Below are 24,687 nucleotides of genomic sequence, written 5' to 3' on the forward strand. Positions count from 1 at the left end.
TCAAGGGGTTGATCTCACCCATGCGTAGGTCCCGCACCGTCGCGCTGACCGCCATGGCCGCCGCCGCGGTCCTGGTCGTCACCGGCTGCTCGTCGAGCAAGAAGAGCGACGACACCAAGTCCACCTCCGCCGCCACCGGTTCCGAGGCCGCCGGCGGCTCCGGGGCCAACGCGGCCACCAAGAACATCGTCAACGCCTCGGACAAGAAGGGCGGGACGGTCACCTTCGAGATGAAGGGCACCCCGGACTCGCTCGACCCGGGCAACACGTACTACGCCTACATCTACAACTTCTCGCGTCTGTACGGGCGCCCGCTCACCACCTTCCAGCCGGGCGCCGGCGAGGCGGGCAACAAGCTCGTCCCGGACCTCGCCGAGTCGCTCGGCCAGGTCAGCGCGGACGGCCTCACCTGGACGTACAAGCTGCGCAAGGGCCTGAAGTACGACGACGGCACCCCGATCACCTCGAAGGACGTCAAGTACGCCGTCGAGCGCTCCAACTTCGCGCCGGACGTGAACTCCAACGGTCCGACGTACTTCAAGGAGCTGCTGGTCGACAACGAGGGCACGCCGTACGCGGGTCCGTACAAGGACAAGACCGGCGACCTCAAGTCGATCGAGACGCCGGACGACACCACGATCGTCTTCCACCTGAAGCACGCCTTCGCCGACTTCGACTACCTGGTCAGCGCCCCGCAGACGGTCCCGGTCCCGCAGGCCAAGGACACCGGCGCCGACTACGTCAAGAAGATCGTCTCCTCGGGCTCCTTCAAGTTCGAGTCCTACGAGGACGGCAAGCAGGCCGTCCTGGTCCCGAACACCAACTGGGACCAGAGCACCGACCCGATCCGGAAGCAGCTGCCGGACAAGATCGTGCTCAAGATGAACATCGACCAGTCCACCATCGACAAGGACCTGCTGGCCGGCAACGCCCAGGTCGACCTGGTGGGCGGCGGCGTCGACCCGCAGACCCAGGCGCAGATCCTGCAGAACCCGAAGCTCAAGGCGAACACCGACAACGCCTACGGCGGCCGCCTGGTCTACATGGCGATCAACACCGACGTCGCGCCGTTCGACAACATCGAGTGCCGCAAGGCCGTGCAGTACGCGGTCGACAAGGTCTCGGTGCAGACCTCGCTCGGTGGCCCGATCCGCGGCCAGGTCGCCAACACCGTGCTCCCGCCGGACATCCCGGGCCACCAGGACTTCAACGCCTGGGAGACCAAGGACAACAAGGGCGACGAGGGCAAGGCCAAGGAGGCCCTGAAGGCCTGCGGCAAGGACGGCGGCTTCAGCACCGTGCTCTCCGCCCGCACCGAGCGCGCCACCGAGGTCGCCGCCGCGACCTCGATCCAGGCCGCGCTGAAGAAGGTCGGCATCAGCGCCGAGATCCAGCAGTACCCGCAGGGCAAGTACCTGGCCGACAGCGCGGGCGCCCCGGCGTTCGCCAAGGAGCACAACATCGGCCTGATGATGATGCAGTGGGGCGCTGACTGGCCGACCGGCTACGGCTTCCTGCAGCAGATCGTCGACGGCCGCGCGATCAAGGCCTCCGGCAACAGCAACCTGGCCTCGCTGAACGACGCCGCGGTCAACAAGCTGCTCGACGACGCCGCGACCAACCCGGACAAGGCGGCCCGCGAGAAGATCTACGGCGACATCGACAAGAAGGTCATGGACCAGGCGGTCTACGTCCCGCTGACCTACTTCAAGGTCTTCCTCTACCGCCCGGACAACGCCACCAACCTCGCGTCCACGCCGGCCTTCTCGGGTGAGTACGACTACCTGAACATCGGCACCAAGTAAGAGCCTGGCTCCGCATCCCTGAAGGCAGGTGAAGGCAGCGGCGCCCGCCGCCGTCCGGAGGATCCCGGACGGCGGCGGGCGGCCGGAGCCGACCAACTGTGTTTGCCTACATCATCCGCAGGATCTTCGCGGCCGTGGTGCTGCTGCTGGTCGTCAGCGCCGTCACCTTCGCGATCTTCTTCCTGCTCCCGCGTCTCGCCGGCGAGACGGTCGACCAGCTGGCCACCCAGTACATCGGGAAGAACCCCTCGCCCGAGGCGGTCCAGGCGGTCAAGCAGAACCTCGGCCTCGACCAGCCGCTGTACACGCAGTACTGGAACTTCCTCAAGGCGCTGGTCACCGGAGCCGAGTACAAGTTCGGTCCGGAACCGGCCACCTGCCACGTGCCCTGCTTCGGCTACTCCTTCAAGAACCACCTGGAGGTCTGGCCCGAGCTGTCCAAGCGGATCCCGGTCACGCTCTCGCTGGCCATCGGCGCCGCGGTGCTCTGGCTGGTCTCCGGCGTCGCCACCGGCGTCGTCTCCGCGCTCAAGCCGCGCTCGATCTTCGACCGGATCTCGATGGGCATCGCGCTCGCCGGCGTCTCGCTGCCGGTCTTCTTCACCGGCGCGCTGCTGCTCACGGTGTTCAGCTACGAGTGGCCGATCCTCGACAACCTCGAGTACACCAACTTCACCGACAACCCGCTGATGTGGGCCCGCAACCTGATCCTCCCGTGGATCTCGCTGGCCTTCCTCTACTCCGCGCTCTACGCCCGGCTCACCCGCGCCGGAATGCTGGAGACCATGAGCGAGGACTACATCCGCACCGCCCGGGCCAAGGGCCTGGTCGAGTCCAAGGTCGTCACCCGGCACGGGCTGCGCGCCGCGCTCACCCCGATCGTCACCATCTTCGGCATGGACCTCGGCCTGCTGCTCGGCGGCGCGCTGATCACCGAGCAGGTCTTCTCGCTCCAGGGCGTCGGCCAGTTCGCGGTCCAGGCGATCACCGACAACGACCTGCCGAAGATCCTCGGCGTCACCCTGCTGGCCGCCTTCTTCATCGTCCTCTGCAACCTCGTGGTTGACCTCCTGTACGCCGCTGTCGACCCCCGGGTGAGGCTGTCGTGACCGAGCTCCAGAAGACCCCGGCCCGCGCGGCCGCCCCGGGCGGCGAGGAGGCCTTCCTCTCGGTGCGGGACCTGCGGATCCACTTCGACACCGACGACGGCCTGGTCCGCTCCGTCGACGGGGTGAGCTTCGACCTCGCCAAGGGCCGCACCCTCGGCATCGTCGGCGAGTCCGGCTCCGGCAAGTCCGTCACCTCGCTGGGCATCATGGGCCTGCACCGCTCCAAGCGGGCCCGGATCACCGGCGAGATCCGGCTCGACGGCGAGGACCTCATCGCGGCCGGACCCGACCGGGTCCGCGAGCTGCGGGGCAAGAAGATGGCGATGATCTTCCAGGACCCGCTCACCGCGATGCACCCCTACTACACGGTGGGGCAGCAGATCGTCGAGGCCTACCGGGTGCACCACCCGCAGGCGAGCAAGCGGCAGGCGCGCGCCCGGGCCGTCGAGATGCTCGACCGGGTCGGCATCCCGCAGCCCGACCGCCGGGTCGACGACTACCCGCACCAGTTCTCCGGCGGCATGCGCCAGCGCGCCATGATCGCCATGGCGCTGGTCAACGACCCCTCGCTGCTGATCGCCGACGAGCCCACCACCGCCCTGGACGTCACCGTCCAGGCGCAGATCCTGGACCTCATCCGGGACCTCCAGGAGGAGTTCGGCTCGGCCGTCATCATCATCACCCACGACCTCGGGGTGGTCGCCGAGCTCGCCGACGACATCCTCGTCATGTACGGCGGCCGGTGCGTCGAGCGCGGCCCGGCCGAGACCCTCTTCGACGCGCCCGAACACCCCTACACCTGGGGCCTGCTGGGCTCGATGCCGCGCCTGGACCGCGAGCTGCAGGACCGCCTCGTCCCGGTCAAGGGCACCCCGCCCAGCCTGATCAACGTGCCGTCCGGCTGCGCCTTCCACCCGCGCTGCCCCTACGCGGAGCTGACCGGCGGGCGCTCCACCGAGGAGACCCCGACGCTCACCGAGGTCGCGCCCGGACACCACGCCGCCTGTCACCTCGCGCTCGCCGAGCGGCACCGCATCTTCGCCGAAGAGATCGCGCCCCGGCTGTGAGCCCGGCCTCGTACCACCTTTCTGGAGAGAACCGATGACGGACACTCAGGCGGCGAGCCCCGAACCCCTGAAGAAGGTGCCTGCGCAGCCGCCCGCCGCGGACCGGCGGCCGCTGCTCAAGGTGACCGGACTGACCCGGCACTTCCCGATCCACAGCGGCCTGCTGCGGCGGCAGACCGGCGCCGTCCGGGCGGTCGACGGCATCGACTTCGCCGTCCACGCCGGTGAGACCCTGGGCGTCGTCGGCGAGTCCGGCTGCGGCAAGTCGACGATGGGCCGGCTGGTCACCCGGCTCGACGAGCCCACCGGCGGCACGGTCGAGTTCGAGGGCGTCGACATCACCCACCTGGGCGTCGGGGCGATGCGGCCGCTGCGCCGCGACATCCAGATGATCTTCCAGGACCCGTACTCCTCGCTGAACCCCCGGCACACCGTCGGCACCATCGTCGGCGCGCCGTTCAAGCTGCAGAACGCCGCGCCCGAGGGCGGGATCAAGAAGGCCGTCCAGGAGCTGCTGGAGCTGTGCGGGCTCAGCCCCGAGCACTACAACCGGTACCCGCACGAGTTCTCCGGCGGCCAGCGCCAGCGCATCGGCATCGCCCGGGCGCTCGCCCTGCGGCCCAAGATGATCGTCGCGGACGAGCCGGTCTCCGCCCTGGACGTCTCCATCCAGGCCCAGGTGGTCAACCTGCTCGACGACCTCCAGCGGGAGCTCGGGCTGACCTACCTGATCATCGCGCACGACCTCTCGGTGGTCCGGCACGTCTCCGACCGGGTCGCGGTGATGTACCTCGGCAAGATCGTCGAGATCGCCGACCGGGACTCGCTCTACCGCAGCCCGAGGCACCCGTACACCACCGCGCTGATGTCCGCCGTGCCGGTGCCCGACCCGCGCCGCCGGCAGCGCGCCGGGCGGGAGCGGATCCTGCTCAAGGGCGACGTGCCCTCGCCGATCAACCCGCCCAGCGGCTGCCGCTTCCGCACCCGCTGCTGGAAGGCCCAGGAGATCTGCGCGAGCCAGGAGCCGCCGCTCACCGCGGCGACCGCGGGGCACCAGGTGGCCTGCCACTTCCCCGTCTCCGAGGACAAGGCGCTCGCCTCCGCGTGACCGTCCGATCGGAGGGGAGGCTCGGCCGGGTCACACTGGTGCGGTGACCTCGCAGATCTTCCCCTCCGACGTGCAGCAGTCGCTGGACCTCGTCGGCATCTTCGTCTTCGCCCTCTCCGGGGGGCTGCTCGCCGTCCGCAAGAACATGGACATCTTCGGCATCTGTGTGCTCGCCGAGGTCACCGCGCTCGGCGGCGGCGTCATGCGCGACCTCGTCATCGGGGCCACCCCGGTCGCCGCCTTCACCAACCTGGGCTACTTCGTCGATCCGCTGATCGCCGCCGTGGTCGTCTTCTTCCTGCACCCCGAGGTCGAACGGATCAACCGGTCCGTGCAGACCCTCGACGCGCTCGGCCTCGGCCTGTTCTGCGTCACCGGCACCGCCAAGGCCCACGACTTCGGCCTCGGCGCGGTTCCCTCCGTCGCCCTCGGCATGGTGACCGCGGCCGGCGGCGGCGTCATGCGCGACGTCCTGGCCGGCGAGATCCCCTCGCTGCTGCGCTGGGACCGCGAGATCTACGCCGTGCCCGCCCTGGTCGGCGCCGCGCTGGTCGCCGTCCTGATCGCCCTCGACGGCCTCACGGCCGTCACCGGCACCGCCGCCGCGCTCACCGCGTTCGGTCTGCGGATGCTCGCCCTCAAGTACGGCTGGCGCGCACCACGGGCCTGGCGCCGCAACGGTTCTCGCACCAGCGAGGAGTAGGCGAGCCGCCGTACGCCAGCGAGATCGCCTCCGCCGTGCAGAGCAGCTCGGGCACCAGCTTCACCAGCTCGGCCGGCGACACCCGGTCGGTCGGCGCCGACAGCGCGCAGGCCGCGACCGCCCGCCGGTCGCTGCCCGCCACCGGCGCCGCCACGCAGGTCCCCGCCTCCGGGTGCTGGGTCGACTCCGCCGCCCAGCCCCGCCGGCGCACCGCCGCCAGATCGGCCGACAGCTCGTCCTCCGCCCGGCCGTCCTGCGGCAGCCCGGCCAGCAGCACCCGGCCGATCGCCGTCCCGGCGGCCGGCACCCGCCGCCCGATCCGGGTCGGCCGGCCCGCCGCGCCGCCCCACCGCCCGGCCAGCTCGTCGAGGTACAGCACCTCGTCGTCCTGCAGCACCGCCAACTGCACCGTGCAGCCGAAGCGCTCGTGCAGCGAGGCCAGGTACGGCGCGGCGACCTGCCGGACGTCGATCTCCTGCAGCGCCCGCTGCGCCAGCGACAGCACCCGGCCACCCACCCGGTAGCGCCGGTCGGACAGCCGGTGGACGAATCCGTGCTCCTCCAGCGTGCGCAGCAGGCGCAGCGCGGTGGACTTGTGCACGCCGATCGAGGTGGCGGCCTGTTCCAGGGTGGCCGGGCCGTCGCCGAGGGATCCGAGCAGGGTCAGGGCGCGATCGACCGACTGCGACATTCCGCCCCCTGAGTCCTGGTTCCGGTCCGGCCGCGTGGTGGTGGCCGTCAGGCTAACCGCTCGTGGGCCGCGCCCCGTACCGGGTTGCCCGGACGGGCAGCGCCGCGGTGCGCGGTGTCCGGTGGCCTGATCGGTCCGGTGCGAGCCGGGGGACCTCTACAATCGGATGGTTATGCCATACCTGGACCATGCGGCGACCACGCCGATGCTGCCCGAGGCGATCGCCGCGATGACGGCGCACCTGGGGGTCGTCGGCAACGCTTCCTCCCTGCACGCGGCCGGCCGTCGGGCCCGCCGGGTGGTCGAGGAGGCCCGCGAGTCGCTGGCCGAATCGCTCGGCGCCCGGCCCAGCGAGATCATCCTCACCGGTGGCGGCACCGAGTCCGACAACCTGGCGGTCAAGGGCCTGTTCTGGGCCCGCCGCGGCGCCGACCCGGCCCGTACCCGGGTGCTGTGCAGCCCGGTCGAGCACCACGCGGTGCTGGACGCGGTGCACTGGCTCGCCGAGCACGAGGGCGCCACCGTCGACTACCTGCCGGTGGACGCGCTCGGCCGGGTCCACCCGACGGCGCTGCGCGAGGCGATCGAGCGCGACCCGGCCTCGGTCGCGCTGGTCACCGTGATGTGGGCCAACAACGAGGTCGGCACGGTCCAGCCGGTCGCCGAACTCGCCGCGGTGGCGGCCGAGTACGGCATCCCGATGCACGCCGACGCGGTGCAGGCGCTCGGCCAGGTCCCGGTCTCCTTCGCCGACTCCGGGCTCACCGCGCTCACCGTCACCGGTCACAAGATCGGCGGCCCGTTCGGCATCGGCGCCCTGCTGCTGTCGCGCGGCGCGGCGCCGGTCCCGCTGCTGCACGGCGGCGGCCAGGAGCGCGACGTGCGCTCCGGCACCCTGGACGCGCCGGGCGCCGCCGGCTTCGCCGCCGCGGCGGCCGTCGCCGTCGAGCGGCGCGCGGAGCACGCCGTCACGCTGGGCGCGCTGCGCGACGAGCTGGTCGAGGCGGTGCTGGCCGCCGTCCCGGACGCGGTGCTCAACGGCGACCCGGCGGCGGAGGGGCGGCTGCCCGCCAACGCGCACTTCTCCTTCCCCGGCTGCGAGGGCGACGCCCTGCTGATGCTGCTCGACGCCCAGGGCATCGAGTGCTCCACCGGCTCGGCCTGCTCGGCCGGCGTCCCGCAGCCCAGCCACGTGCTGCTGGCGATGGGCGTCGACCCGCTGCTGGCCCGCGCCTCGCTGCGCTTCTCGCTGGGCCACACCTCCACCCGGGCCGATGTCACCGCCCTCACCGACGCCATCGCGCCGGCCGTCCAGCGCGCCCGCAACGCGGGTCTCGCGGCCGTCCGGCGCTAGGGTCCGGGCACCGGGGAAACCCCGGTGGAATGCCGGGCGGCACCACGTACGCTTGGACTCATCATGACTGACTTCCCGGGTGCCCCGACCGCTCCGTCCGCCACCGGCCGCCTGCGTGTGCTCGCGGCGATGTCCGGCGGGGTGGACTCCGCCGTCGCCGCCGCCCGCGCCGTCGAGGCCGGCCACGAGGTGACCGGCGTGCACCTGGCGCTCTCCAGCAACCCGCAGTCCTTCCGGACCGGCGCGCGCGGCTGCTGCACCATCGAGGACTCCCGGGACGCGCGCCGCGCCGCCGACGTGATCGGCATCCCGTTCTACGTCTGGGACCTCGCCGAGCGCTTCCGCGAGGACGTCATCGACGACTTCGTCGCCGAGTACGCGGCCGGCCGCACCCCCAACCCGTGCCTGCGCTGCAACGAGAAGATCAAGTTCGCCGCGCTGCTGGACAAGGCGATCGCGCTGGGCTTCGACGCCGTCTGCACCGGCCACTACGCCCGGATCGTCGACCTCCCGGACGGTTCGCGCGAGCTGCACCGCGCCGTCGACGCCGCCAAGGACCAGTCCTACGTCCTCGGTGTGCTCGACGCCGAGCAGCTCGCCCACTCGCTCTTCCCGCTCGGCGACACCACCAAGGACGTCATCCGCGAGGAGGCCGAGCGGCGCGGCCTGGCCGTCGCCAAGAAGCCGGACAGCCACGACATCTGCTTCATCGCGGACGGCGACACCCAGGGCTTCCTGGCCCAGCACCTCGGCACCGCCACCGGCGACATCCTGGACGTCGACGGCACCAAGCTCGGCGAGCACGACGGCGCGTACGGCTTCACCATCGGCCAGCGCAAGGGCCTGCGGATCGGCCGTCCGGCCGCCGACGGCAAGCCGCGGTACGTGCTCGACATCTCCCCGGTGAACAACACCGTGACGGTCGGCCCGGTCGAGGGCCTGGACGTCACCGCCCTCACCGCCGTCCGCCCCCGCTGGTGCGGCACCGAGCCGCTGGCCGACGGCCGCTACACCGCCCAGCTGCGCGCCCACGGCGAGGAGGTCCCGGTGGACGCCTCGGTCGTCGACGACACCCTCCACGTCACCCTCGACACCCCGGCCCGCGGCATCGCCCCCGGCCAGGCCGTGGTGCTCTACGACGGCACCCGCGTCGTCGGCTCCGCCACCATCGCCACCACCCGGCGCCCGGCCGTGACCGTCTGAGCCCGGGCCGGGCACGGGAGCATCGTTCGACGGTTTCACCGGATCATCGCCGGTTCGACGTGAACGGCCCTTCAAGGCTCCTATTCTCCTGCCCATGAGTAACAGCGCCGGGAAGTCCGAGTCAACGCCGCTCCACTCGGTGTCCGTCGCAGGGGTGGTGGTGCGGGAGGACGGCCGGGTGCTGGCGATCCGGCGGGCCGACAACGGGACGTGGGAGCCTCCGGGCGGGGTGCTGGAGGTGGCGGAGGCCGTCGAGGACGGCGTGCGCCGCGAGGTGTTCGAGGAGACCGGGATCAAGGTCGGCGTGGAGCGGCTGACCGGTGTCTACAAGAACGTGAGCCGTGGGATCGTCGCCCTGGTGTTCCGCTGCCGCCCGGAGAGCGGGAGCGAGCGGCTCTCGGAGGAGTCGACCGCCGTCGACTGGCTCACGCCGGGTGAGGTCGCCGACCGCATGGCCGAGGTGTACGCGGTGCGCGTGCTGGACGCGCTGCGGGACAGCGCCGAACCGTGCGTGCGAGCCCATGACGGGCGGCAGGTGCTTGGCTGACGGTCGCGAGCTGCCCGGAGGGCGCGTGGCATGAGCTTCTACGAGCGGTACGGCGACTTCGTCGAGGAGCTGGAGCGGATCGCACCGGAAGGCGTCCGGATCGAGTGGTCCGGGGACGTGCTGATCATGCAGGCGTCGCCGCCGAACGTGCACCAGCTCAACCTTGCGTTGTTGCGCGGGCAGTTCGAGCGGCATGCCCCCGATGGGCACCTCCCCGGCGAACGCACCAGGATCGTCAGCCCGGACGTCTCCAAGGGGCGTGAGCCGGACCTCACCTACCTGCCGGTGGAGGTGCTCTCCGAGCCCGGCAACCGGGCGCCGGCGGCCGAGGCGCTGATCGCCGTCGAGATCGTCTCGCCGTCGAACCCGGGCAACGACTGGATGGACAAGCTGCACGACTACGCCGTGATGCGCGTCCCGCTCTACCTGATCGTGGACCCGCGCCAGCACACCGTGACGCTGTTCTCCGAGCCCGACCACGACCGGTACCACACCCGCAGCGACCGGAAGTTCGGCGACGAGATCCACATCCCGGAGCCCTTCGGGTTCACGCTGAGCCTGACGGCGCTCGTGCCGTACAAGGGCTGAGGAACAAAGGTGGTGAAGGAGAGCGGCGGGGCGTGATAGACCGGATTCCACTATGAATATCTGCGTTTTCTGCTCCGCTGCCTCGCTCGACGACCGTTACTCCGCCCCCGCCGCCGAGTTCGCCCGGCTCCTCGGGGAGGGCGGGCACACCCTGGTCTGGGGTGGCTCGAACACCGGGCTGATGGGGGAGCTGGCGGACGGGGTGAAGGGGGCCGGCGGGCAGCTGGTCGGGATCTCCGTCGAGTTCCTGAAGCACAAGTCGTACGAGGGCGCCGACGAGCTGGTCGTCACCGCCGACCTCGCGGAGCGCAAGGCGCTGCTGCTGTCGCGTGCGGACGCGGTCGTCGTCCTCGTCGGCGGGCTGGGCACGCTGGACGAGGTGACCGAGGTGCTGGAGCTCAAGAAGCACGCGCTGCACGACAAGCCGGTGGTCGTGCTGGACACCGAGGGCTTCTACGCGGGCCTGCGCACCCAGCTGGAGCGGATGGACACGGAGGGCTTCCTGCCGCGCCCGCTGGCCGAGCTGATCACCTTCGCCGACACCCCGGCCCAGGTCTTCGAGCAGCTGAAGGCCTGAGAGGATCGGGACCATGGCCACTCATCTGATCACCGGCGCCGGCTCCGGCATCGGCGCCGTCCTCGCCGAACGTCTCGCCGAGCGCGGTGACGAGCTCTGGCTGCTGGCCCGCGACGCGCGCCGGGCCGCCGAACTGCGCGAGCGCTTCCCCGGCGCCAGGACCCTGGTCGGCGACCTCGGCGACCCGGCCAAGCTGTCCTGGGCCTTCGGGCACCAGGCGCTGCCGGTCGAGCTGGACTCGCTGCTGCACGTGGCGGGCATGGTCGAGCTGGGCCCGGTCGGCGATCTGCCGGTCAAGGCCTGGCAGGACACCCTGAACGTCAACCTGGTCGCCCCCGCCGAGCTGACCCGGCTGCTGCTGCCCTCGGTGCGGCTGGTGAAGGGGCACGTGGTGTTCGTGAACTCCGGCGCCGGGCTGCGCGCGAGCGCCGAGTGGTCGGCGTACGCGGCGAGCAAGCACGGGCTGAAGGCGCTCGCGGACGCGCTGCGGCTGGAGGAGCACGGCAACGGCGTGCGGGTCACCTCGGTGTACCCGGGCCGCACCGCCACGGCGATGCAGGCCAAGGTGCACCAGCAGGAGGGCAAGCAGTACGACGCCGGGCAGTGGATCGAGCCCGAGTCGGTGGCGAAGGCGGTCCTGGCCGCGCTGGACGCCTCCCGGGACGCGGAGATCACCGACATCACCGTCCGCCCGGGGCGCTAACGGCACGGTGGCGGCGCACTAGGCTCGGGCGGGTGAGCAACGGACACCCCTTCCCCGACCTGGTCGGCGCCGCCACCGGCGTCGGCTCGCTGCCCGGCACCGACGCCCGGGAGGCCGCCAAGACCTCCACCGGCGCGCTGGAGCACCTCCCGTTCCTCCCGGAGCTGCCCGCCCGCGGGCCCGGCGCCGACATGATCGGGCGCTCCGCCGGTCTGCTGGTGGAGCTGTTCGCGCAGACCGAGCCGAGCGGCTGGCGGTTCGCCGACCGCCCCGGCCGGGACACCCGGCGCGCCCACTCCTGGCTCGGCGAGGACCTCGACGCGCTGGAGGAGTTCACCCAGGGGTACACCGGCGCGCTCAAGGTGCAGGCGGTCGGCCCGTGGACGCTGGCCGCCTCCGTCGAGCTCAAGCACGGCGAGAAGGCCCTCGCCGACCCCGGCGCCTGCCGGGACATCGCCGGCTCGCTGGCCGAGGGCCTGCGCCGCCACCTCGCCGAGGTCCGCCGGCGGGTGCCCGGCGCGCAGGTGGTGCTCCAGCTCGACGAGCCCTCGCTGCCCGCCGTGCTGGCCGGCGAGGTGAAGACCGCCAGCGGCTTCCAGCGGCTGCGCGCGGTCGACCGCCAGCTCGCCGAGGAGGCGCTGCGGGACCTGATCGGCGCCCTGGACGCACCCGTCGTGGTGCACTGCTGCGCCCCCCGGGTGCCGCTGCCGCTGCTGCGCCGGGCCGGGGTGGCCGGTGTCTCGCTGGACTTCTCGCTGCTGACCGAGCGTGAGGACGACGACCTCGGCGAGGCGGTCGAGGCCGGCACCGTGCTCCTCGCCGGTGTCGTTCCCTCCACCGACCAGGCCCCTGCTCAATCAAGGGCGATGTCGGACCCGGCCGGTAGTGTCCAGGGTGTCAGGACGTTGTGGCGCAGGCTCGGGTTCGCCCCGGAGCTGCTGGGCCGCCGTGTGCTGGTGACGCCCACCTGCGGGCTGGCCGGGGCCTCCCCGTCCTACGCCCGTACTGCGTTGTCACTCAGCGTGAAGGCGGCCCAGAGCCTGGTGGACAACCCGGAATGAGAGATTGACGGAGGGCTTGCGGTGGTGGCTGTCGAGGGCTGGGAGGACGTTCCGGCGGAGGTGCGCAAGCGGCACGCGGAGCTGGCGGCCGAGATCACCGACCACCGGGCCCGCTACTACGAGCAGGACGCGCCGGTCGTCAGCGACGCCGAGTTCGACGCGCTGATGCGCGAGCTGGAGGGGCTGGAGGCGGAGCACCCGGCGCTGGTCACCCCGGAGTCGCCCACGCAGCGGGTGGGCGGCGCGCCGACCCTGCTGTTCGCCCCGGTCGAGCACCGGGAGCGGCTGCTCAGCCTGGACAACGCGATGGACGACGAGGAGCTCGCCGCCTGGGCCGAGCGGGTCGCCACCGAGCTGGCCGGCATCGAGTACCACTACCTGTGCGAGCTCAAGGTGGACGGTCTGGCCGTCAACCTCACCTACGAGAACGGCCAGTTGGTGCAGGCGGCGACCCGCGGCGACGGCCGGGTCGGCGAGGACATCACCGCCAACGTCCGCACCATCAAGGAGATCCCGCACCGGCTCCAGGGCGACAACGTCCCGGAGCTGGTGGAGATCCGCGGCGAGGTCTACTTCCCGACCGAGGCCTTCGAGGCGCTCAACGCCTCCTTCGCGGAGGAGAACGAGCGCCGCCGGGTGGAGAACGAGGAGCGCGCCAAGGAGGGCAAGCGGCCCCGGGCGATGATCCGGTTGTTCATGAACCCGCGCAACGCCGCCGCCGGCTCGCTGCGGCAGAAGGACCCGCTGGTCACCGCCTCCCGTCCGCTGCACATGGTGGTGCACGGCATCGGGGCGCGTTCCGGCTTCGACATCGACTGCCAGTCGCACGCCTACGACCTGCTGCGCGAGTGGGGCCTGCCGACCGCGCGGCACAACCGGGTGGTCGGCACGCTGGCCGAGGTGCGGGAGTTCATCAAGAACTTCGGCGAGCAGCGGCACTCGGTCGAGCACGAGATCGACGGCGTGGTCGTCAAGGTGGACGAGATCGCCCTGCAGGGCCGGCTCGGCTCCACCTCGAAGTCCCCGCGCTGGGCGATCGCCTGGAAGTACCCGCCGGAGGAGGTCACCGGGAAGCTGGCCGCGATCAAGGTCGGCATCGGCCGCACCGGCCGGGCCACCCCGTACGCGGTGCTGGCCGAGCCGGTGAAGGTGGCCGGCTCGATGGTGCAGTACGCGACCCTGCACAACCAGGAGGTCGTCAAGGCCAAGGACGTCCTGCTCGGCGACACCGTGGTGCTGCGCAAGGCCGGCGACGTGATCCCGGAGATCCTCGGCCCGGTGTACGACCTGCGGGACGGCACCGAGCAGGCCTTCGTGATGCCCTCGCACTGCCCCGAGTGCGACAGCGAGCTGCGGCCGATGGCCGAGGGCGACATCGACCTGCGCTGCCCCAACGCCCGGTTCTGCCCGGCCCAGATCCGGGAGCGGATCGCCTTCCTCGGCGGGCGCTCGGCGCTGGACATCGAGGGGCTCGGCTACGTCGCGGCCACCGCGCTGACCCAGCCGCTGCAGCCCGCCGAGGCGCCGGTGGGCAACGAGGGCGACATCTTCGGCCTGACGGTCGAGCAGCTGCTCCCGATCAAGGTGCTGGTGCGTGACCAGAAGACCGGCATGCCGAAGCTCGACGACGAGACCGGCGAGGAGAAGGAGGTGTTCTTCTTCGCCACCACCGCCGGTGCGCCGAAGAAGAACACCGGGCTGATGCTGGAGAACATCGAGAAGGCCAAGGACCGCCCGCTCTGGCGCTTCCTCAACGGCCTCTCGATCCGGCACGTCGGCCCGGTGGCCGCCCAGGACCTCGCCCGGGAGTTCCGCGACCTGGACGCGATCTTCGCGGCGAGCGAGGAGCGGCTGGCCGCCACCGAGGGCGTCGGCGCGGGCACCGCACGCTCGATCATCGAGTGGTACCAGGTGGACTGGCACCGGGAGATCGTCGAGAAGTGGCGCGCCGCCGGCGTCCGCTTCACCGAGGAGGCCGCGGAGGAGGAGGGCGAGCGTCCGCTGGAGGGCCTGACGGTCGTCGTCACCGGCACTCTGGCCGGGCACACCCGGGACGGCGCCAAGGAGGCGCTGACCTCGCGGGGCGCGAAGGTGACCGGCTCGGTGTCGAAGAAGACCCACTTCGTGGTCGCCGGCGACAACCCCGGGTCCAAGTACGACAAGGCCGTGCAGCTCGGGCTGCCGGTCCTGGACGACCAGGGCTTCGCGATCCTGCTGGAGCAGGGGTCGGCCGCCGCCCGGGTCCACCTGGGGCTGCCGCCGGAGCCGGAGGAGGCGCCGGTGAAGAAGGCGCCCGCGAGGAAGAAGGCCGCCACGAAGGCGGAGGCGGAGGCGCCGGCCGGGGAGCCCACCGAGGCGCCCGCCGCGGCATCCGTCGAAGCGTCCGCCGAGGAGCCGGGGGAGGAGCCCGCCGGGGACTGACCCGCGCGCGGAAGCCCCGAATCCGGCTTGTTATCGTCCTGATGCAACGTCATCGGGTGCCGCACAGTGTTAGCGGGCATCGTGACACTGTGCGGCACCGGGCACGGTGGCGTATGTCCGGTTGTCTGAAAGTCTGCCCGTCGGGTGAAGCCACGCATACCCTGGAGCGCAACAGAGTGTCAGCAGGGGTGGGGGGACCGGCTGAGCCGGACTCCGCGGGGTCGCTCCGTGCCCGGCAGGCTGCCGGTACCGGTACGGTGCCTCACCGCTAGGCGGCCCGACGGGGCGGGCCCGACGGAGGACAGGGCTTATGGATCGTACGACCGGCGGCGCGCCCACACGCCCGCCGCACGGGGTGGCGGGGGCCGTCCTGCTGCTCGGCGTGCTGCTGGCCGGCGCGGCGCCGCTGATCCCGCTGGCCGTGCTGGTCTACCGCTACGAGGCCGAACTGCTGCCGCTGTTCGCGGTGCCGCTGGCCGTCCTGGTCGCCGCCTGGCGGATCGCCCGCGACCGGGCCCGCGACCAGCTGACCGATCCGCTGACCGATCTGCCCAACCGCCAGGCGTTACTCCTCGCCGCCCAGGAGGCCATCGCCGAGCACTCCGAGGGGTACAGCGTCGGGCTGATCCTGCTCGACCTCGACCGCTTCCGGTCGCTCAACGACACCCTCGGCCACACCGCCGGCGACCGGCTGCTCGTCCACATCGCCCGCCGGCTGCACCGGGCCCTGCGCTCCGGCGGGGCGGCCGGCAGCGCCACCCGCGAGTCCATCGACGACGTCTTCGCCGGACTGCCCCGGCACTACCGCGGCCGGCCGATGGTGGCCCGGATGGGCGGCGACGAGTTCGCCGTGCTGCTGCCCGGCATCGGCTGCCCGGACTCGCTGGAGAAGGTGGCCAAGGCGCTGATCGCCGAACTGGCCGCGCCGATCCGGCTGGACGGGCTGCTGCTCGTCCTGGAGGCCAGCGCGGGCGTCTGCGTCTTCCCCCGGCACGCCCAGGACGCCGAGTCGCTGCTGCGCCGCGCCGACGTCGCGATGGGCCACGCACAGCGCGGACGCACCTCGGTCGAGCAGTACCACGAGGCGCAGGACGCCGACACCCCGTACCGGATCGGACTGCTGGGCGACCTGCGGCGGGCCCTGGAGACCGGCGAGGTGCAACTGCACTACCAGCCCAAGGTGGCCTTCGACGGCCGGGTGGTCGGACTGGAGGCGCTGCTGCGCTGGGAGCGCCCGGGCCAGGGCCGGGTCTCGCCGGACGAGTTCGTCGGCCTCGCCGAGTCCAGCGGGCTGATGCCCCGGCTGACCGACTACGTGCTGGAGGCCGCCGTCGGCCAGCTCGCCCACTGGCGCGAGCAGGGCCTGCAGGTGCAGGTCGCGGTGAACGTCTCACCGCGCGACGTGCTCAACCCCGGCTTCGCCCAGCGGGTCGCCGGCCACCTCGTGCGCCACCAGGTGCCGGCCCACGCGCTCCAGCTGGAGATCACCGAGCGGCTGCTGCTGGACGACTCCCGGCGGGCCGCCGACACCCTCGCCGAACTGCGCGGCTACGGGGTCGGGATGTCCCTGGACGACTTCGGGACCGGCCACTCCTCGCTGGTGCGGCTGCGCAGCCTGCCGGTCGGCGAGCTGAAGATCGACCGCTCCTTCGTCTCCCGGATGGTCGCCGACGACCACGACGCGGCGGTGGTCCGCTGCTCGGTCGAGCTGGCCCACTCGCTCGGCCTGACCGTGGTCGCCGAGGGCGTCGAGGACGACGAGACCTGGGAGCGGCTGAACTGCATGGGCGTGGACGCGGTGCAGGGCTGGCTGGTCTCCGCGGCGCTGCCGGCCGAGCAGGCCACCGCCTGGCTGCGGGTGCACCGCACCGGCGCCCCGCCGGTGGAGCGGTTCGCCGCCGCCTCCGCCGACCGGCTGCCGCCGGTGGCCAAGCCCGCGCTGCCGCCGGTGGTCCAGGCGGTGCAGGCCGCCGCGGTGGAGGTCCAGGTGCCCAAGCAGCAGAGCTGGGCGCCGACCCGCCCGCAGTAGAACGGCATCGGACCGGCACCGGAGCGGCCGTGGAGCGGCCGTGACCCGGCGGTGGAGCCGCCCTGGGCGGCCGCGCGCGGCCCCGTGCGGCGGGGGTGACCCCGGACCGCCGCTGGTCGTTGGCCGGTGGCCGGGCCGCGCCCCATAGGATGGGGCCACAGACCACGAGGACGGGAGCGCCGGACCGGCCGCTCCCGGCCCGGGCCCGGGCCGCCGGAAGGCGGATCCGGGCCTCACCAGAACTCACCCTGAGGATCGCTGCATGCCTGGCATCACGCGCGAGGAGGTCGCCCACCTCGCTCGGCTGTCGCGTCTTGAGTTGCAGGCCGAAGAGCTGGACCACTTCGCCGAGCAGCTCGACGTGATCATCGGCGCGGTCGCCCGCGTTTCCGAGGTCGCCGGACAGGACGTCCCGCCCACCTCCCACCCGCTGCCGCTGACCAACGTCATGCGCGCGGACGAGGTCCGGCCGTCGCTCACCCCGGAGCAGGCGCTGGCCGGCGCCCCGGCCGCCGAGGAGCAGCGTTTCCGCGTTCCCCAGATCCTCGGGGAGGACTGACCGAGATGACCGACCTGATCCGTTACACGGCCGCCGAGACGGCCACCGCCATCGCCAAGGGCGAGGTCTCCGCCGTCGAGGTCGCGCAGGCGCACCTGGACCGCATCGAGGCCGTCGACCAGAAGGTCAACGCCTTCCTGCACGTCGACACCGAGGGCGCGCTGAGCGCGGCCCGGGCCGTCGACGACAAGCGCGCCAAGGGCGAGGAGCTGGGCCCGCTGGCCGGTGTCCCGCTGGCGCTGAAGGACGTCTTCACCACCAAGGGCGTGCCGACCACCTGCGGCTCGAAGATCCTCGAAGGCTGGATCCCGCCGTACGACGCCACCCTGACCTCGCGGCTCAAGGACGCCGGCGTCGTCATCCTCGGCAAGACCAACATGGACGAGTTCGCGATGGGCTCCTCCACCGAGAACTCCGCCTACGGCACCACCGGCAACCCGTGGGACCTCTCCCGGATCCCCGGCGGCTCCGGCGGCGGCTCGGCGGCCGCGCTGGCCGCCTTCGAGGCCCCGCTGGCGATCGGCACCGACACGGGCGGCTCGATCCGCCAGCCCGGCGCCGTCACCGGCACCGTCGGCGTGAAGCCGACCTACGGCTCGGTCTCCCGCTACGGCCTGGTGGCCTTCTCCAGCAGCCTGGACCAGGGCGGCCCGTGCGCCCGCACCGTGCTGGACGCGGCGCTGCTGCACGAGGCCATCGCCGGCCACGACCCGCTGGACTCCACCTCGATCGACGCGCCGGTCCCGGCCGTGGTCGAGGCGGCGCGGATGCGCGATGTCCGGGGCATGCGGATCGGCGTGGTGAAGGAGTTCGCGGGCGAGGGCTACCAGGCCGGCGTCATGCAGCGCTTCAACGAGTCGGTGGAGCTGCTGCGCGAGCTGGGCGCCGAGGTCGTCGAGGTCTCCTGCCCGTCGTTCACCCTGGCGCTGCCCGCGTACTACCTGATCGCGCCCAGCGAGGCCTCGTCCAACCTGGCCCGGTTCGACGCGATGCGCTACGGCCTGCGGGTCGGCGACGACGGCACCCGCTCCGCCGAGGACGTCACCGCGCTGACCCGTGAGGCCGGCTTCGGCCCCGAGGTCAAGCGCCGCATCATCCTCGGCACCTACGCGCTCTCCTCGGGCTACTACGACGCCTACTACGGCTCGGCCCAGAAGGTGCGCACGCTGATCTCCCGCGACTTCGACGCGGCCTTCGCCGGCGTGGACGTCCTGGTCTCGCCGACCACCCCGACCACCGCCTTCCCGATCGGCGAGCGCGCCGACGACCCGATGGCGATGTATCTGGCCGACCTCTGCACGATTCCGTCCAACCTGGCGGGCAACGCGGCCATGTCGCTGCCCTGCGGCCTGGCCCCGGAGGACAATCTCCCGGTCGGCCTGCAGATCATCGCACCCGCGATGGCGGACGACCGCCTGTACCGCGTGGGCGGCGCCGTCGAGGCCGCACTCAACGACAAGTGGGGGCACACCCTGCTGGAGGAGGCACCGGCACTGTGAGCAAGATCGAGAAGGCCAAGGGCTTCAAGCACTCGAAGCCCGGGCTGTGGCTGTCCATCGGGACCAGCACGTTCGGCGCGATCTCCATCGTCAAGGACGTGCGCAAGGCCCGCGACGAGAGCGACACCCTCAAGCTCGTCAACGCCCTGATCGGCGCCGCCGCCCTGGTCACCGGCACCGCCCTGCTGGTGCGCGAGCTGCGCCGCCTCGGCGACGACGACGTCCTGCTGGGCTGACCCAGCCGTGGGGCCCCGGCCCGTACCCGCCGTACGGAGGGGTACGGGCCGGGCGCCCGCACCACCGAAGACTTTTGAGTGAAGGGGACGCTGTGAGCGTCAAGAACCTGGTCTCCTACGAGGACGCTCTCGCGTCGTACGACCCGGTGATGGGCCTGGAGGTCCACGTCGAGCTGGGTACCAAGACCAAGATGTTCTGCGGTTGTTCGACCGAGCTGGGTGCCGAGCCGAACAGCCAGGTCTGCCCGACCTGCCTGGGGCTGCCGGGCTCGCTGCCGGTGGTCAACGCGGTGGGCGTGGAGTCGGCCGTCAAGATCGGCCTGGCGCTGAACTGCGAGATCGCCGAGTGGTGCCGGTTCGCGCGGAAGAACTACTTCTACCCGGACATGCCGAAGAACTTCCAGACCTCGCAGTACGACGAGCCGATCGCCTTCAACGGCTACCTCGACGTGCAGCTGGAGGACGGCTCGACCTTCCGCGTGGAGATCGAGCGCGCCCACATGGAGGAGGACACCGGCAAGTCCAGCCACGTCGGCGGCGCGACCGGCCGCATCCACGGCGCCACGCACTCGCTGCTGGACTACAACCGGGCCGGCATCCCGCTGATCGAGATCGTCACCAAGCCGATCACCGGCGCCGGCGAGCGGGCCCCCGAGGTCGCCCGCGCGTACGTCGCCGAGCTGCGCGAGGTGATCCGCTCGCTGGGCGTCTCCGAGGCCCGGATGGACAAGGGCCAGATGCGCTGCGACGTCAACCTGTCGCTGCGCCCGAACGGCACCGAGACCTTCGGCACCCGCTCGGAGACCAAGAACGTCAACTCGCTGCGCAGCGTCGAGCGGGCCGCCCGGTTCGAGATCCAGCGGCACGCCACGGTGCTGACCGACGGCGGCACGATCGTCCAGGAGACCCGGCACTTCCACGAGGAGGACGGCTCCACCACCTCCGGCCGGATCAAGGACAACGCCGAGGACTACCGGTACTTCCCGGAGCCGGACCTGGTGCCGATCGCCCCGGCCCGCGCGTGGGTCGAGGAGCTGCGTGCCGCGCTGCCCGAGCTGCCCCGGGTGCGCCGGGCCCGGCTGCAGGCCGAGTGGGGCCTGTCGGACAAGGACATGCAGTCGGTGCTGAACGCCGGTGCCGTCGAGCCGATCCAGGAGACCATCGCCGCCGGCGCCCCGGCCGACCAGGCCCGCAAGTGGTGGATGGGCGAGCTGGCCCGCCGGGCCAACGAGACCGGCACCGAGCTGGCCGAGCAGCCGATCACCCCGGCGCAGGTCGCCCGGGTCACCGCGCTGGTCGCCGAGGGCAAGCTGAACGACAAGCTGGCCCGCCAGGTCATCGAGGGCGTGCTGGCCGGCGAGGGCGAGCCGGACGAGATCGTCGAGAAGCGCGGCCTGGCCGTCGTCTCGGACGACTCCGCGCTGGGCGCCGCGGTCGACCAGGCCATCGCCGAGAACGAGGCGATCGCCGCCAAGATCCGTGACGGCAAGGTCGCCGCGGTCGGCGCGCTGGTCGGCGCGGTCATGAAGGCCACCCGCGGTCAGGCCGACGCGGCCCGCGTGAAGGATCTGATCCTGGAGAAGCTGGGCGTCTCCGCCTGAGTTTCCAAGGTGTCTAAGGCGGTCTAAGGCCCCCTTAGTCGTCAGAGGCCCGTCCGAGGCCCGGTCTTACCCCCTGCCAGGGGTGGGGCCGGGCCTTCGTCGTCCCCGTGGCCGGGTCCCTAAGGAGATCGCGCCCCGGAAGATCCGCAAGCCTGCCGATGCCGGCCACCCCCCTGGGGGAGGAGTCTCTCCTCAGTAGAAGGAAGAGACGAAGAACCCACGAGGGGAACCACCGTGATCGAGTACGAGCTCATCAAGCAGCAGGGGCGGGAGCTCCGGGCCGAGGCCGAGCACCAGCGGCTGGTCCGGGCGGCGCGGACCGCCGAGCGCGCGGGCCGGCGGCCGAGCGCCGGCCGGCGCACCCGGCGGCGCGCCGTGCGTCCCGGCGAATGCTGACGGACCGGCACCCGGGTGCCGAGCGGGCAACGGAGGGGGAGGCGGCACGGGGGTGCGCCTCCCCCTCCGGGCTTCTGCCGGGCCTCGCAGCGCGTTCGCCGGGCCTCTCGGGGCGTTCGCCGGGCGCGATAACCCCTCGGAGCCGGCCGGGCCTCTGTGGCATGCTCGCCTCCATGCAGCAGACCTCGGTGAGTCCCGTCTTCGTCGGCCGCGATCCGGAGCTCACCGACCTGATGGACGCGCTGCACCGGGCCGGGCACGGCGAGCCGCAGACCGTGCTGATCGGCGGCGAGGCGGGCGTCGGCAAGACCCGGCTGCTGGAGGAGTTCCTCCGCCGCGCCGACGACCGGGGCGTGCTCACCACCGACGGCGGCTGTCTGGAGATCGGCGCCGAAGGACTGCCGTACGCGCCGCTGGCCACCGCGCTGCGCCGGCTGCACCGCTGTCTGGGCACCGACCTGGAGCACGCCGCCGCCGGGATGGAGGGCCATCTCGCCCGGCTGCTGCCCGACTTCGGCGAGGCCGACGGCGAACCCAACGACGAGTACGGCCGGGCCCGGCTGTTCGAGCACACCACGAGGCTGTTCGAACGACTCGGCACGGACCGTACTTTCGTGCTCGCCGTCGAGGATCTGCACTGGTCCGACCGCTCCACCCGGGAGCTGCTCGCCTACCTGGTCCGCACCCTGCACCGGGCCCGCGTCCTGCTGGTCGCCACCTACCGCAGCGACGACCTGCACCGCCGCCACCCGCTGCGGCCCTTCCTGGCCGAGCTGGAGCGGCTGCGCACCGTCCGCCGGCTGGAGCTGGAGCGGTTCGGCCCCGGCGAGGTGGCCGCGCAGCTGGCCGGCATCCTCGGCACCGCCGTGCCCGACCGGCAGCTGGTCGAGCGGGTCCACCGCCGCTCGGAGGGCAATCCGTTCTTCGTCGAGGAACTGGCCACCGCCCTGCGGGAGGGCGGTTCGGCCGGGCTCACCGACTCCCTGCGGGACATCCTGCTGGTGCGGGTCGAGGCGCTGGACGAGGAGACCCAGCGGGTCCTACGGATCGCCGCCGAGGGCGGGTCCTGCGTCGAACACGCCCTGCTCGCCGCCGTCCTGGAGGACGAGGAGCAGCTGATCGCCTCGCTGCGCGCCGCGGTCGGCGCCAACATCCTGCGCCCGGACCCCGACGGTGACGGCTACCGGTTCCGGCACGCGCTGGTCCGCGAGGCCGTCTCGGACGACCTGCTGCCCGGCGAGCGGCACCGGATCAACCGCCGGTTCGCCGAGGCCCTGGAGGCCGAGCCGCAGCTGGTCGGCGCCGACGCCCGCCCGGCCCGGCTGGCCAACTACTGGTACCACGCGCACGACCCGGTCCGGGCCCTGCCGACCGCGCTGGACGCCGCCCGGGCGGCCCGCCGCCGCAACGCCTTCGCCGAGCAACTGCGCATGCTGGAACGGGCCCTGGAGCTGTGGGACGAGGTCCCCGCCGAGCAGCTGGCCGGCACCCTGCGCCCGTACGACTGGGCCGAGACCTACCCGCCGTGCTCCTGCGACGACGACCGGCACGACGAGGACTGCGACCGGCTCTGCCTGATCGACGTGCTGGCCGAGGCGGTGGTCGCGGCCCGCCGCAGCGGGGACCGGGAGCGCGGGCTGAGCCTGGCGAAGCGGGCGCTCCAGCTCGTCGACGAGACCGAGCACCCGGCCCGCGCCGCCTGGTTCCGGATCAACCGCGCCCGGATGCTCGGCCATCTGCGCCGCTCCGGCGACGAGGCGGAGATCGCCTACGCGCACCGGCTGGTCGAGCCGTTGCCGCCGTCCGCCGTGCAGGCCGAGGTGTTCGCTCTCGGGGCCGGCGCCGGGATGCTCTCCAACTCCCGCCCCGAGCTGATCGCGCTCGCCGAACGGGCCGCCCGGATCGCCCGCGAGGTGGGGGCGCACACGGTCGAGCAGCACGCCCTGATGACGCTCGGCGGGCTGCGCAACGACCTGGACACCGACCCGGAGGCCGGCGTGGCCCAGCTGGCCGCGGCGGTCGAAGCCACCCGCCGGCTCGGCGCCACGGACCTGCTGCTGCGCGGTCTCAACAACCTGGCCTCGGTGCAGCGCGGCCTCGGCCGGCCGGAGGAGGCCGTGGCGCTGGCCCGCGAGGGGCTGGACTCGGCCCGCCGCAACGGCCTGCAGCGCAACATCGGCGCCATCCTGACCGGCAACCTCGCCGAGGCGCTGCTGGACCTCGGGCGGATCGACGAGGCCGAACTGGTGCTCGCCGAGGGGGACCTGACCAGCCCGACCGGCACCCACGCCGAGTTCCTGGACCGGCTGCGCGGCGACCTCGCCCTGCTCCGCGGCGACCTGGCCGGCGCCACCGCGCTGCTCGCCGGGGCCCGGGCCGCCAACCGGGTCGGCCAGATCCAGCACTCGGTGCCGATCAGCCGGCTCGCGGTACGGATCGCCGCCCTGGCGGGCCGCCCGCTGGAGGCCCGCGCCGAACTGCTCGCCGCCCTCGTGGAGGAGGTCCCGCGCGGCTACCTGGCCGACTACTACCCGCTGCTGGTCGACGGCGCGGGCGTCGAGGCCGACAGCCGGGGCCTGCCGCAGGCCGGGCCGGGCCGGGCCGCGGTGCTGGCCCGGATCGCCGGGGCGGCGGCCGGGCTGCACCCGGCGGCGCCGCTGCACCACGGCTGGGCCCGGCTGCTGGAGGGCGAACTGGCCCGGGCCGAGGGGGCGGACACCCCGGCGCACTGGGCCGCCGCGATCGAGTGGCTGCGCCGGACCGGGCTGCCGCACCCGCTGGCGCTCGCGCTGCTGCGGGCCGGCGAGGCCGAGGTGCTGGCCGGGCGCCGTGAGGCCGGGGCCGGACTGCTGCGCGAGGCGCGGGAACTGGCCTCCGCGCGGGGCGACGCCGGGCTGCGGGCCGAGATCGACGCGCTGGCCGAGCGGGCGGGCCTGACGCTCGTCGCGGGCCGTCCCGCACCGTCCGCGGCGCCGCCGGCCGGGGGGTCCTTCGGCCTCACCCCCCGTGAGCGGGACGTGCTCCGATTGCTCGCGCGGGGGCGCACCAACCGGCAGATCGCCGAGGAGCTGTACATCTCGCCGAAGACGGCGAGCGTGCACGTCTCCAACATCCTCGGCAAGCTCGCGGTGGGCGGCCGGGTCGAAGCCGCCGCGCTGGCCCACCGTTTGCGGCTGTTCCCGGAGGATCTGGCGCCGGCCGCCGGCTGAGCGCCGCCGCCCGGCGCCCGCCCGTCCGCCGTCGCGGCCCCGGCCGCCCCGTCGCCGGCCCGGCCGGTACCGCCCGGGCGCCGCCCCGTGCTCCCGTGCGCGCCGCGTGAGCCCCCGCCCGCGCGCCCCCGCCAACCGGCCCGTTCCGGTGGAATCGGGCGTAATTCCCCACCCGGAGGCCATTACTCTAAGTTGAGTGTGCGTGTCATTGAGTGACCAAA

The 24,687-nt window shown here is 72.8% G+C and carries 20 protein-coding genes and 1 pseudogene; 20 read left to right on the forward strand and 1 reads right to left on the reverse strand.

Going from position 1 to position 24,687, the window contains the following annotated elements:
- Nucleotides 1–20 precede the first annotated feature (20 nt).
- The 5 genes from ACFVVU_RS24840 to ACFVVU_RS24860 all read left to right on the forward strand — a co-directional run bounded on the left by ACFVVU_RS24840 (nt 21) and on the right by ACFVVU_RS24860 (nt 5,792).
- Entirely contained in the window at nt 21–1,805 is a 1,785-nt protein-coding gene (locus tag ACFVVU_RS24840; protein ID WP_380685231.1) for an ABC transporter substrate-binding protein, read from the forward strand.
- A gap of 98 nt (nt 1,806–1,903) precedes the next feature.
- Complete coding sequence (locus ACFVVU_RS24845) at nt 1,904–2,914, forward strand: ABC transporter permease (RefSeq protein ID WP_380682973.1); 1,011 nt, start codon at nt 1,904–1,906, stop codon at nt 2,912–2,914.
- Nucleotides 2,911–3,981 (forward strand): ABC transporter ATP-binding protein, encoded by a 1,071-nt coding sequence (locus tag ACFVVU_RS24850; protein WP_380682956.1) that lies wholly within the window; start codon nt 2,911–2,913, stop codon nt 3,979–3,981. The genes ACFVVU_RS24845 and ACFVVU_RS24850 overlap by 4 nt, the downstream gene beginning before the upstream one ends.
- A gap of 34 nt (nt 3,982–4,015) precedes the next feature.
- Nucleotides 4,016–5,089: an ABC transporter ATP-binding protein gene (locus ACFVVU_RS24855; RefSeq protein WP_380682958.1), complete on the forward strand. Its 1,074-nt coding sequence runs from the start codon at nt 4,016–4,018 to the stop codon at nt 5,087–5,089.
- A gap of 43 nt (nt 5,090–5,132) precedes the next feature.
- Entirely contained in the window at nt 5,133–5,792 is a 660-nt protein-coding gene (locus ACFVVU_RS24860; RefSeq protein WP_380682960.1) for a trimeric intracellular cation channel family protein, read from the forward strand.
- On the opposite strand, the gene ACFVVU_RS24865 is transcribed toward ACFVVU_RS24860, so the two are convergent.
- Nucleotides 5,728–6,483 (reverse strand): IclR family transcriptional regulator, encoded by a 756-nt coding sequence (locus ACFVVU_RS24865; RefSeq protein WP_380682962.1) that lies wholly within the window; start codon nt 6,481–6,483, stop codon nt 5,728–5,730. The two genes, ACFVVU_RS24860 and ACFVVU_RS24865, sit on opposite strands and share 65 nt — an antisense overlap.
- A gap of 172 nt (nt 6,484–6,655) precedes the next feature.
- Between ACFVVU_RS24865 and ACFVVU_RS24870 the strand changes: the two genes are divergently transcribed.
- The 15 genes and pseudogenes from ACFVVU_RS24870 to ACFVVU_RS24940 all read left to right on the forward strand — a co-directional run bounded on the left by ACFVVU_RS24870 (nt 6,656) and on the right by ACFVVU_RS24940 (nt 24,466).
- Nucleotides 6,656–7,837: a cysteine desulfurase family protein gene (locus tag ACFVVU_RS24870; protein WP_380682974.1), complete on the forward strand. Its 1,182-nt coding sequence runs from the start codon at nt 6,656–6,658 to the stop codon at nt 7,835–7,837.
- 63 nt (nt 7,838–7,900) lie between these two features.
- Nucleotides 7,901–9,040, forward strand: a complete 1,140-nt coding sequence (gene mnmA, locus ACFVVU_RS24875; protein WP_387792282.1) for a tRNA 2-thiouridine(34) synthase MnmA — start codon at nt 7,901–7,903, stop codon at nt 9,038–9,040.
- A gap of 82 nt (nt 9,041–9,122) precedes the next feature.
- The gene (locus ACFVVU_RS24880) at nt 9,123–9,587 is read left to right on the forward strand and encodes an NUDIX hydrolase (RefSeq protein WP_387792297.1); all 465 of its coding nucleotides are present in this window, start codon (nt 9,123–9,125) and stop codon (nt 9,585–9,587) included.
- A gap of 30 nt (nt 9,588–9,617) precedes the next feature.
- On the forward strand, nt 9,618–10,175 hold the full coding sequence (locus ACFVVU_RS24885) for a Uma2 family endonuclease (RefSeq protein WP_387792283.1): 558 nt from the start codon (nt 9,618–9,620) through the stop codon (nt 10,173–10,175).
- A gap of 52 nt (nt 10,176–10,227) precedes the next feature.
- Nucleotides 10,228–10,752 carry a TIGR00730 family Rossman fold protein gene (locus tag ACFVVU_RS24890; RefSeq protein ID WP_380682966.1) on the forward strand — a complete coding sequence of 175 codons (525 nt, stop codon included), beginning with the start codon at nt 10,228–10,230 and terminating at the stop codon, nt 10,750–10,752.
- 13 nt (nt 10,753–10,765) lie between these two features.
- On the forward strand, nt 10,766–11,455 hold the full coding sequence (locus ACFVVU_RS24895) for an SDR family oxidoreductase (protein WP_380682967.1): 690 nt from the start codon (nt 10,766–10,768) through the stop codon (nt 11,453–11,455).
- A gap of 32 nt (nt 11,456–11,487) precedes the next feature.
- The gene (locus tag ACFVVU_RS24900) at nt 11,488–12,516 is read left to right on the forward strand and encodes a methionine synthase (RefSeq protein ID WP_380682968.1); all 1,029 of its coding nucleotides are present in this window, start codon (nt 11,488–11,490) and stop codon (nt 12,514–12,516) included.
- 24 nt (nt 12,517–12,540) lie between these two features.
- Nucleotides 12,541–14,937 (forward strand): NAD-dependent DNA ligase LigA, encoded by a 2,397-nt coding sequence (ligA, locus tag ACFVVU_RS24905; RefSeq protein WP_387792298.1) that lies wholly within the window; start codon nt 12,541–12,543, stop codon nt 14,935–14,937.
- Nucleotides 14,938–15,310: 373 nt separating this feature from the next.
- Nucleotides 15,311–16,966: pseudogene (locus tag ACFVVU_RS24910) on the forward strand (putative bifunctional diguanylate cyclase/phosphodiesterase); the annotation flags it as partial.
- A gap of 262 nt (nt 16,967–17,228) precedes the next feature.
- Nucleotides 17,229–17,525, forward strand: a complete 297-nt coding sequence (gatC, locus tag ACFVVU_RS24915; protein WP_035845952.1) for an Asp-tRNA(Asn)/Glu-tRNA(Gln) amidotransferase subunit GatC — start codon at nt 17,229–17,231, stop codon at nt 17,523–17,525.
- 5 nt (nt 17,526–17,530) lie between these two features.
- Nucleotides 17,531–19,024, forward strand: coding sequence for an Asp-tRNA(Asn)/Glu-tRNA(Gln) amidotransferase subunit GatA (gene gatA / locus ACFVVU_RS24920; RefSeq protein ID WP_380682969.1), 1,494 nt, complete (start codon nt 17,531–17,533; stop codon nt 19,022–19,024).
- Nucleotides 19,021–19,260 carry a hypothetical protein gene (locus ACFVVU_RS24925; protein ID WP_355374523.1) on the forward strand — a complete coding sequence of 80 codons (240 nt, stop codon included), beginning with the start codon at nt 19,021–19,023 and terminating at the stop codon, nt 19,258–19,260. The genes gatA and ACFVVU_RS24925 overlap by 4 nt, the downstream gene beginning before the upstream one ends.
- Before the next feature lie 92 nt (nt 19,261–19,352).
- Nucleotides 19,353–20,861 (forward strand): Asp-tRNA(Asn)/Glu-tRNA(Gln) amidotransferase subunit GatB, encoded by a 1,509-nt coding sequence (gene gatB / locus ACFVVU_RS24930; protein ID WP_380682970.1) that lies wholly within the window; start codon nt 19,353–19,355, stop codon nt 20,859–20,861.
- 234 nt (nt 20,862–21,095) lie between these two features.
- On the forward strand, nt 21,096–21,257 hold the full coding sequence (locus tag ACFVVU_RS24935) for a hypothetical protein (protein WP_380682972.1): 162 nt from the start codon (nt 21,096–21,098) through the stop codon (nt 21,255–21,257).
- 173 nt (nt 21,258–21,430) lie between these two features.
- The gene (locus tag ACFVVU_RS24940) at nt 21,431–24,466 is read left to right on the forward strand and encodes an AAA family ATPase (protein ID WP_387792287.1); all 3,036 of its coding nucleotides are present in this window, start codon (nt 21,431–21,433) and stop codon (nt 24,464–24,466) included.
- Nucleotides 24,467–24,687: the final 221 nt, after the last annotated feature.

Origin of the sequence: Kitasatospora sp. NPDC057965, assembly GCF_042887135.1 — a bacterium.
Lineage (GTDB): Bacteria > Actinomycetota > Actinomycetes > Streptomycetales > Streptomycetaceae > Kitasatospora.

What these genes read in the sequence shown, in the direction of transcription:
- ACFVVU_RS24840 (WP_380685231.1), top strand. Translation starts at nt 21, where the DNA reads ATGCGTAGGTCCCGCACCGTCGCGCTGACCGCCATGGCCGCCGCCGCG.
- ACFVVU_RS24855 (WP_380682958.1), top strand. Translation starts at nt 4,016, where the DNA reads ATGACGGACACTCAGGCGGCGAGCCCCGAACCCCTGAAGAAGGTGCCT.
- ACFVVU_RS24865 (WP_380682962.1), bottom strand. Translation starts at nt 6,483, where the DNA reads ATGTCGCAGTCGGTCGATCGCGCCCTGACCCTGCTCGGATCCCTCGGC.
- ACFVVU_RS24870 (WP_380682974.1), top strand. Translation starts at nt 6,656, where the DNA reads ATGCCATACCTGGACCATGCGGCGACCACGCCGATGCTGCCCGAGGCG.
- mnmA (WP_387792282.1), top strand. Translation starts at nt 7,901, where the DNA reads ATGACTGACTTCCCGGGTGCCCCGACCGCTCCGTCCGCCACCGGCCGC.
- ACFVVU_RS24885 (WP_387792283.1), top strand. Translation starts at nt 9,618, where the DNA reads ATGAGCTTCTACGAGCGGTACGGCGACTTCGTCGAGGAGCTGGAGCGG.
- ACFVVU_RS24890 (WP_380682966.1), top strand. Translation starts at nt 10,228, where the DNA reads ATGAATATCTGCGTTTTCTGCTCCGCTGCCTCGCTCGACGACCGTTAC.
- ACFVVU_RS24895 (WP_380682967.1), top strand. Translation starts at nt 10,766, where the DNA reads ATGGCCACTCATCTGATCACCGGCGCCGGCTCCGGCATCGGCGCCGTC.
- gatC (WP_035845952.1), top strand. Translation starts at nt 17,229, where the DNA reads ATGCCTGGCATCACGCGCGAGGAGGTCGCCCACCTCGCTCGGCTGTCG.
- gatA (WP_380682969.1), top strand. Translation starts at nt 17,531, where the DNA reads ATGACCGACCTGATCCGTTACACGGCCGCCGAGACGGCCACCGCCATC.
- ACFVVU_RS24940 (WP_387792287.1), top strand. Translation starts at nt 21,431, where the DNA reads ATGCAGCAGACCTCGGTGAGTCCCGTCTTCGTCGGCCGCGATCCGGAG.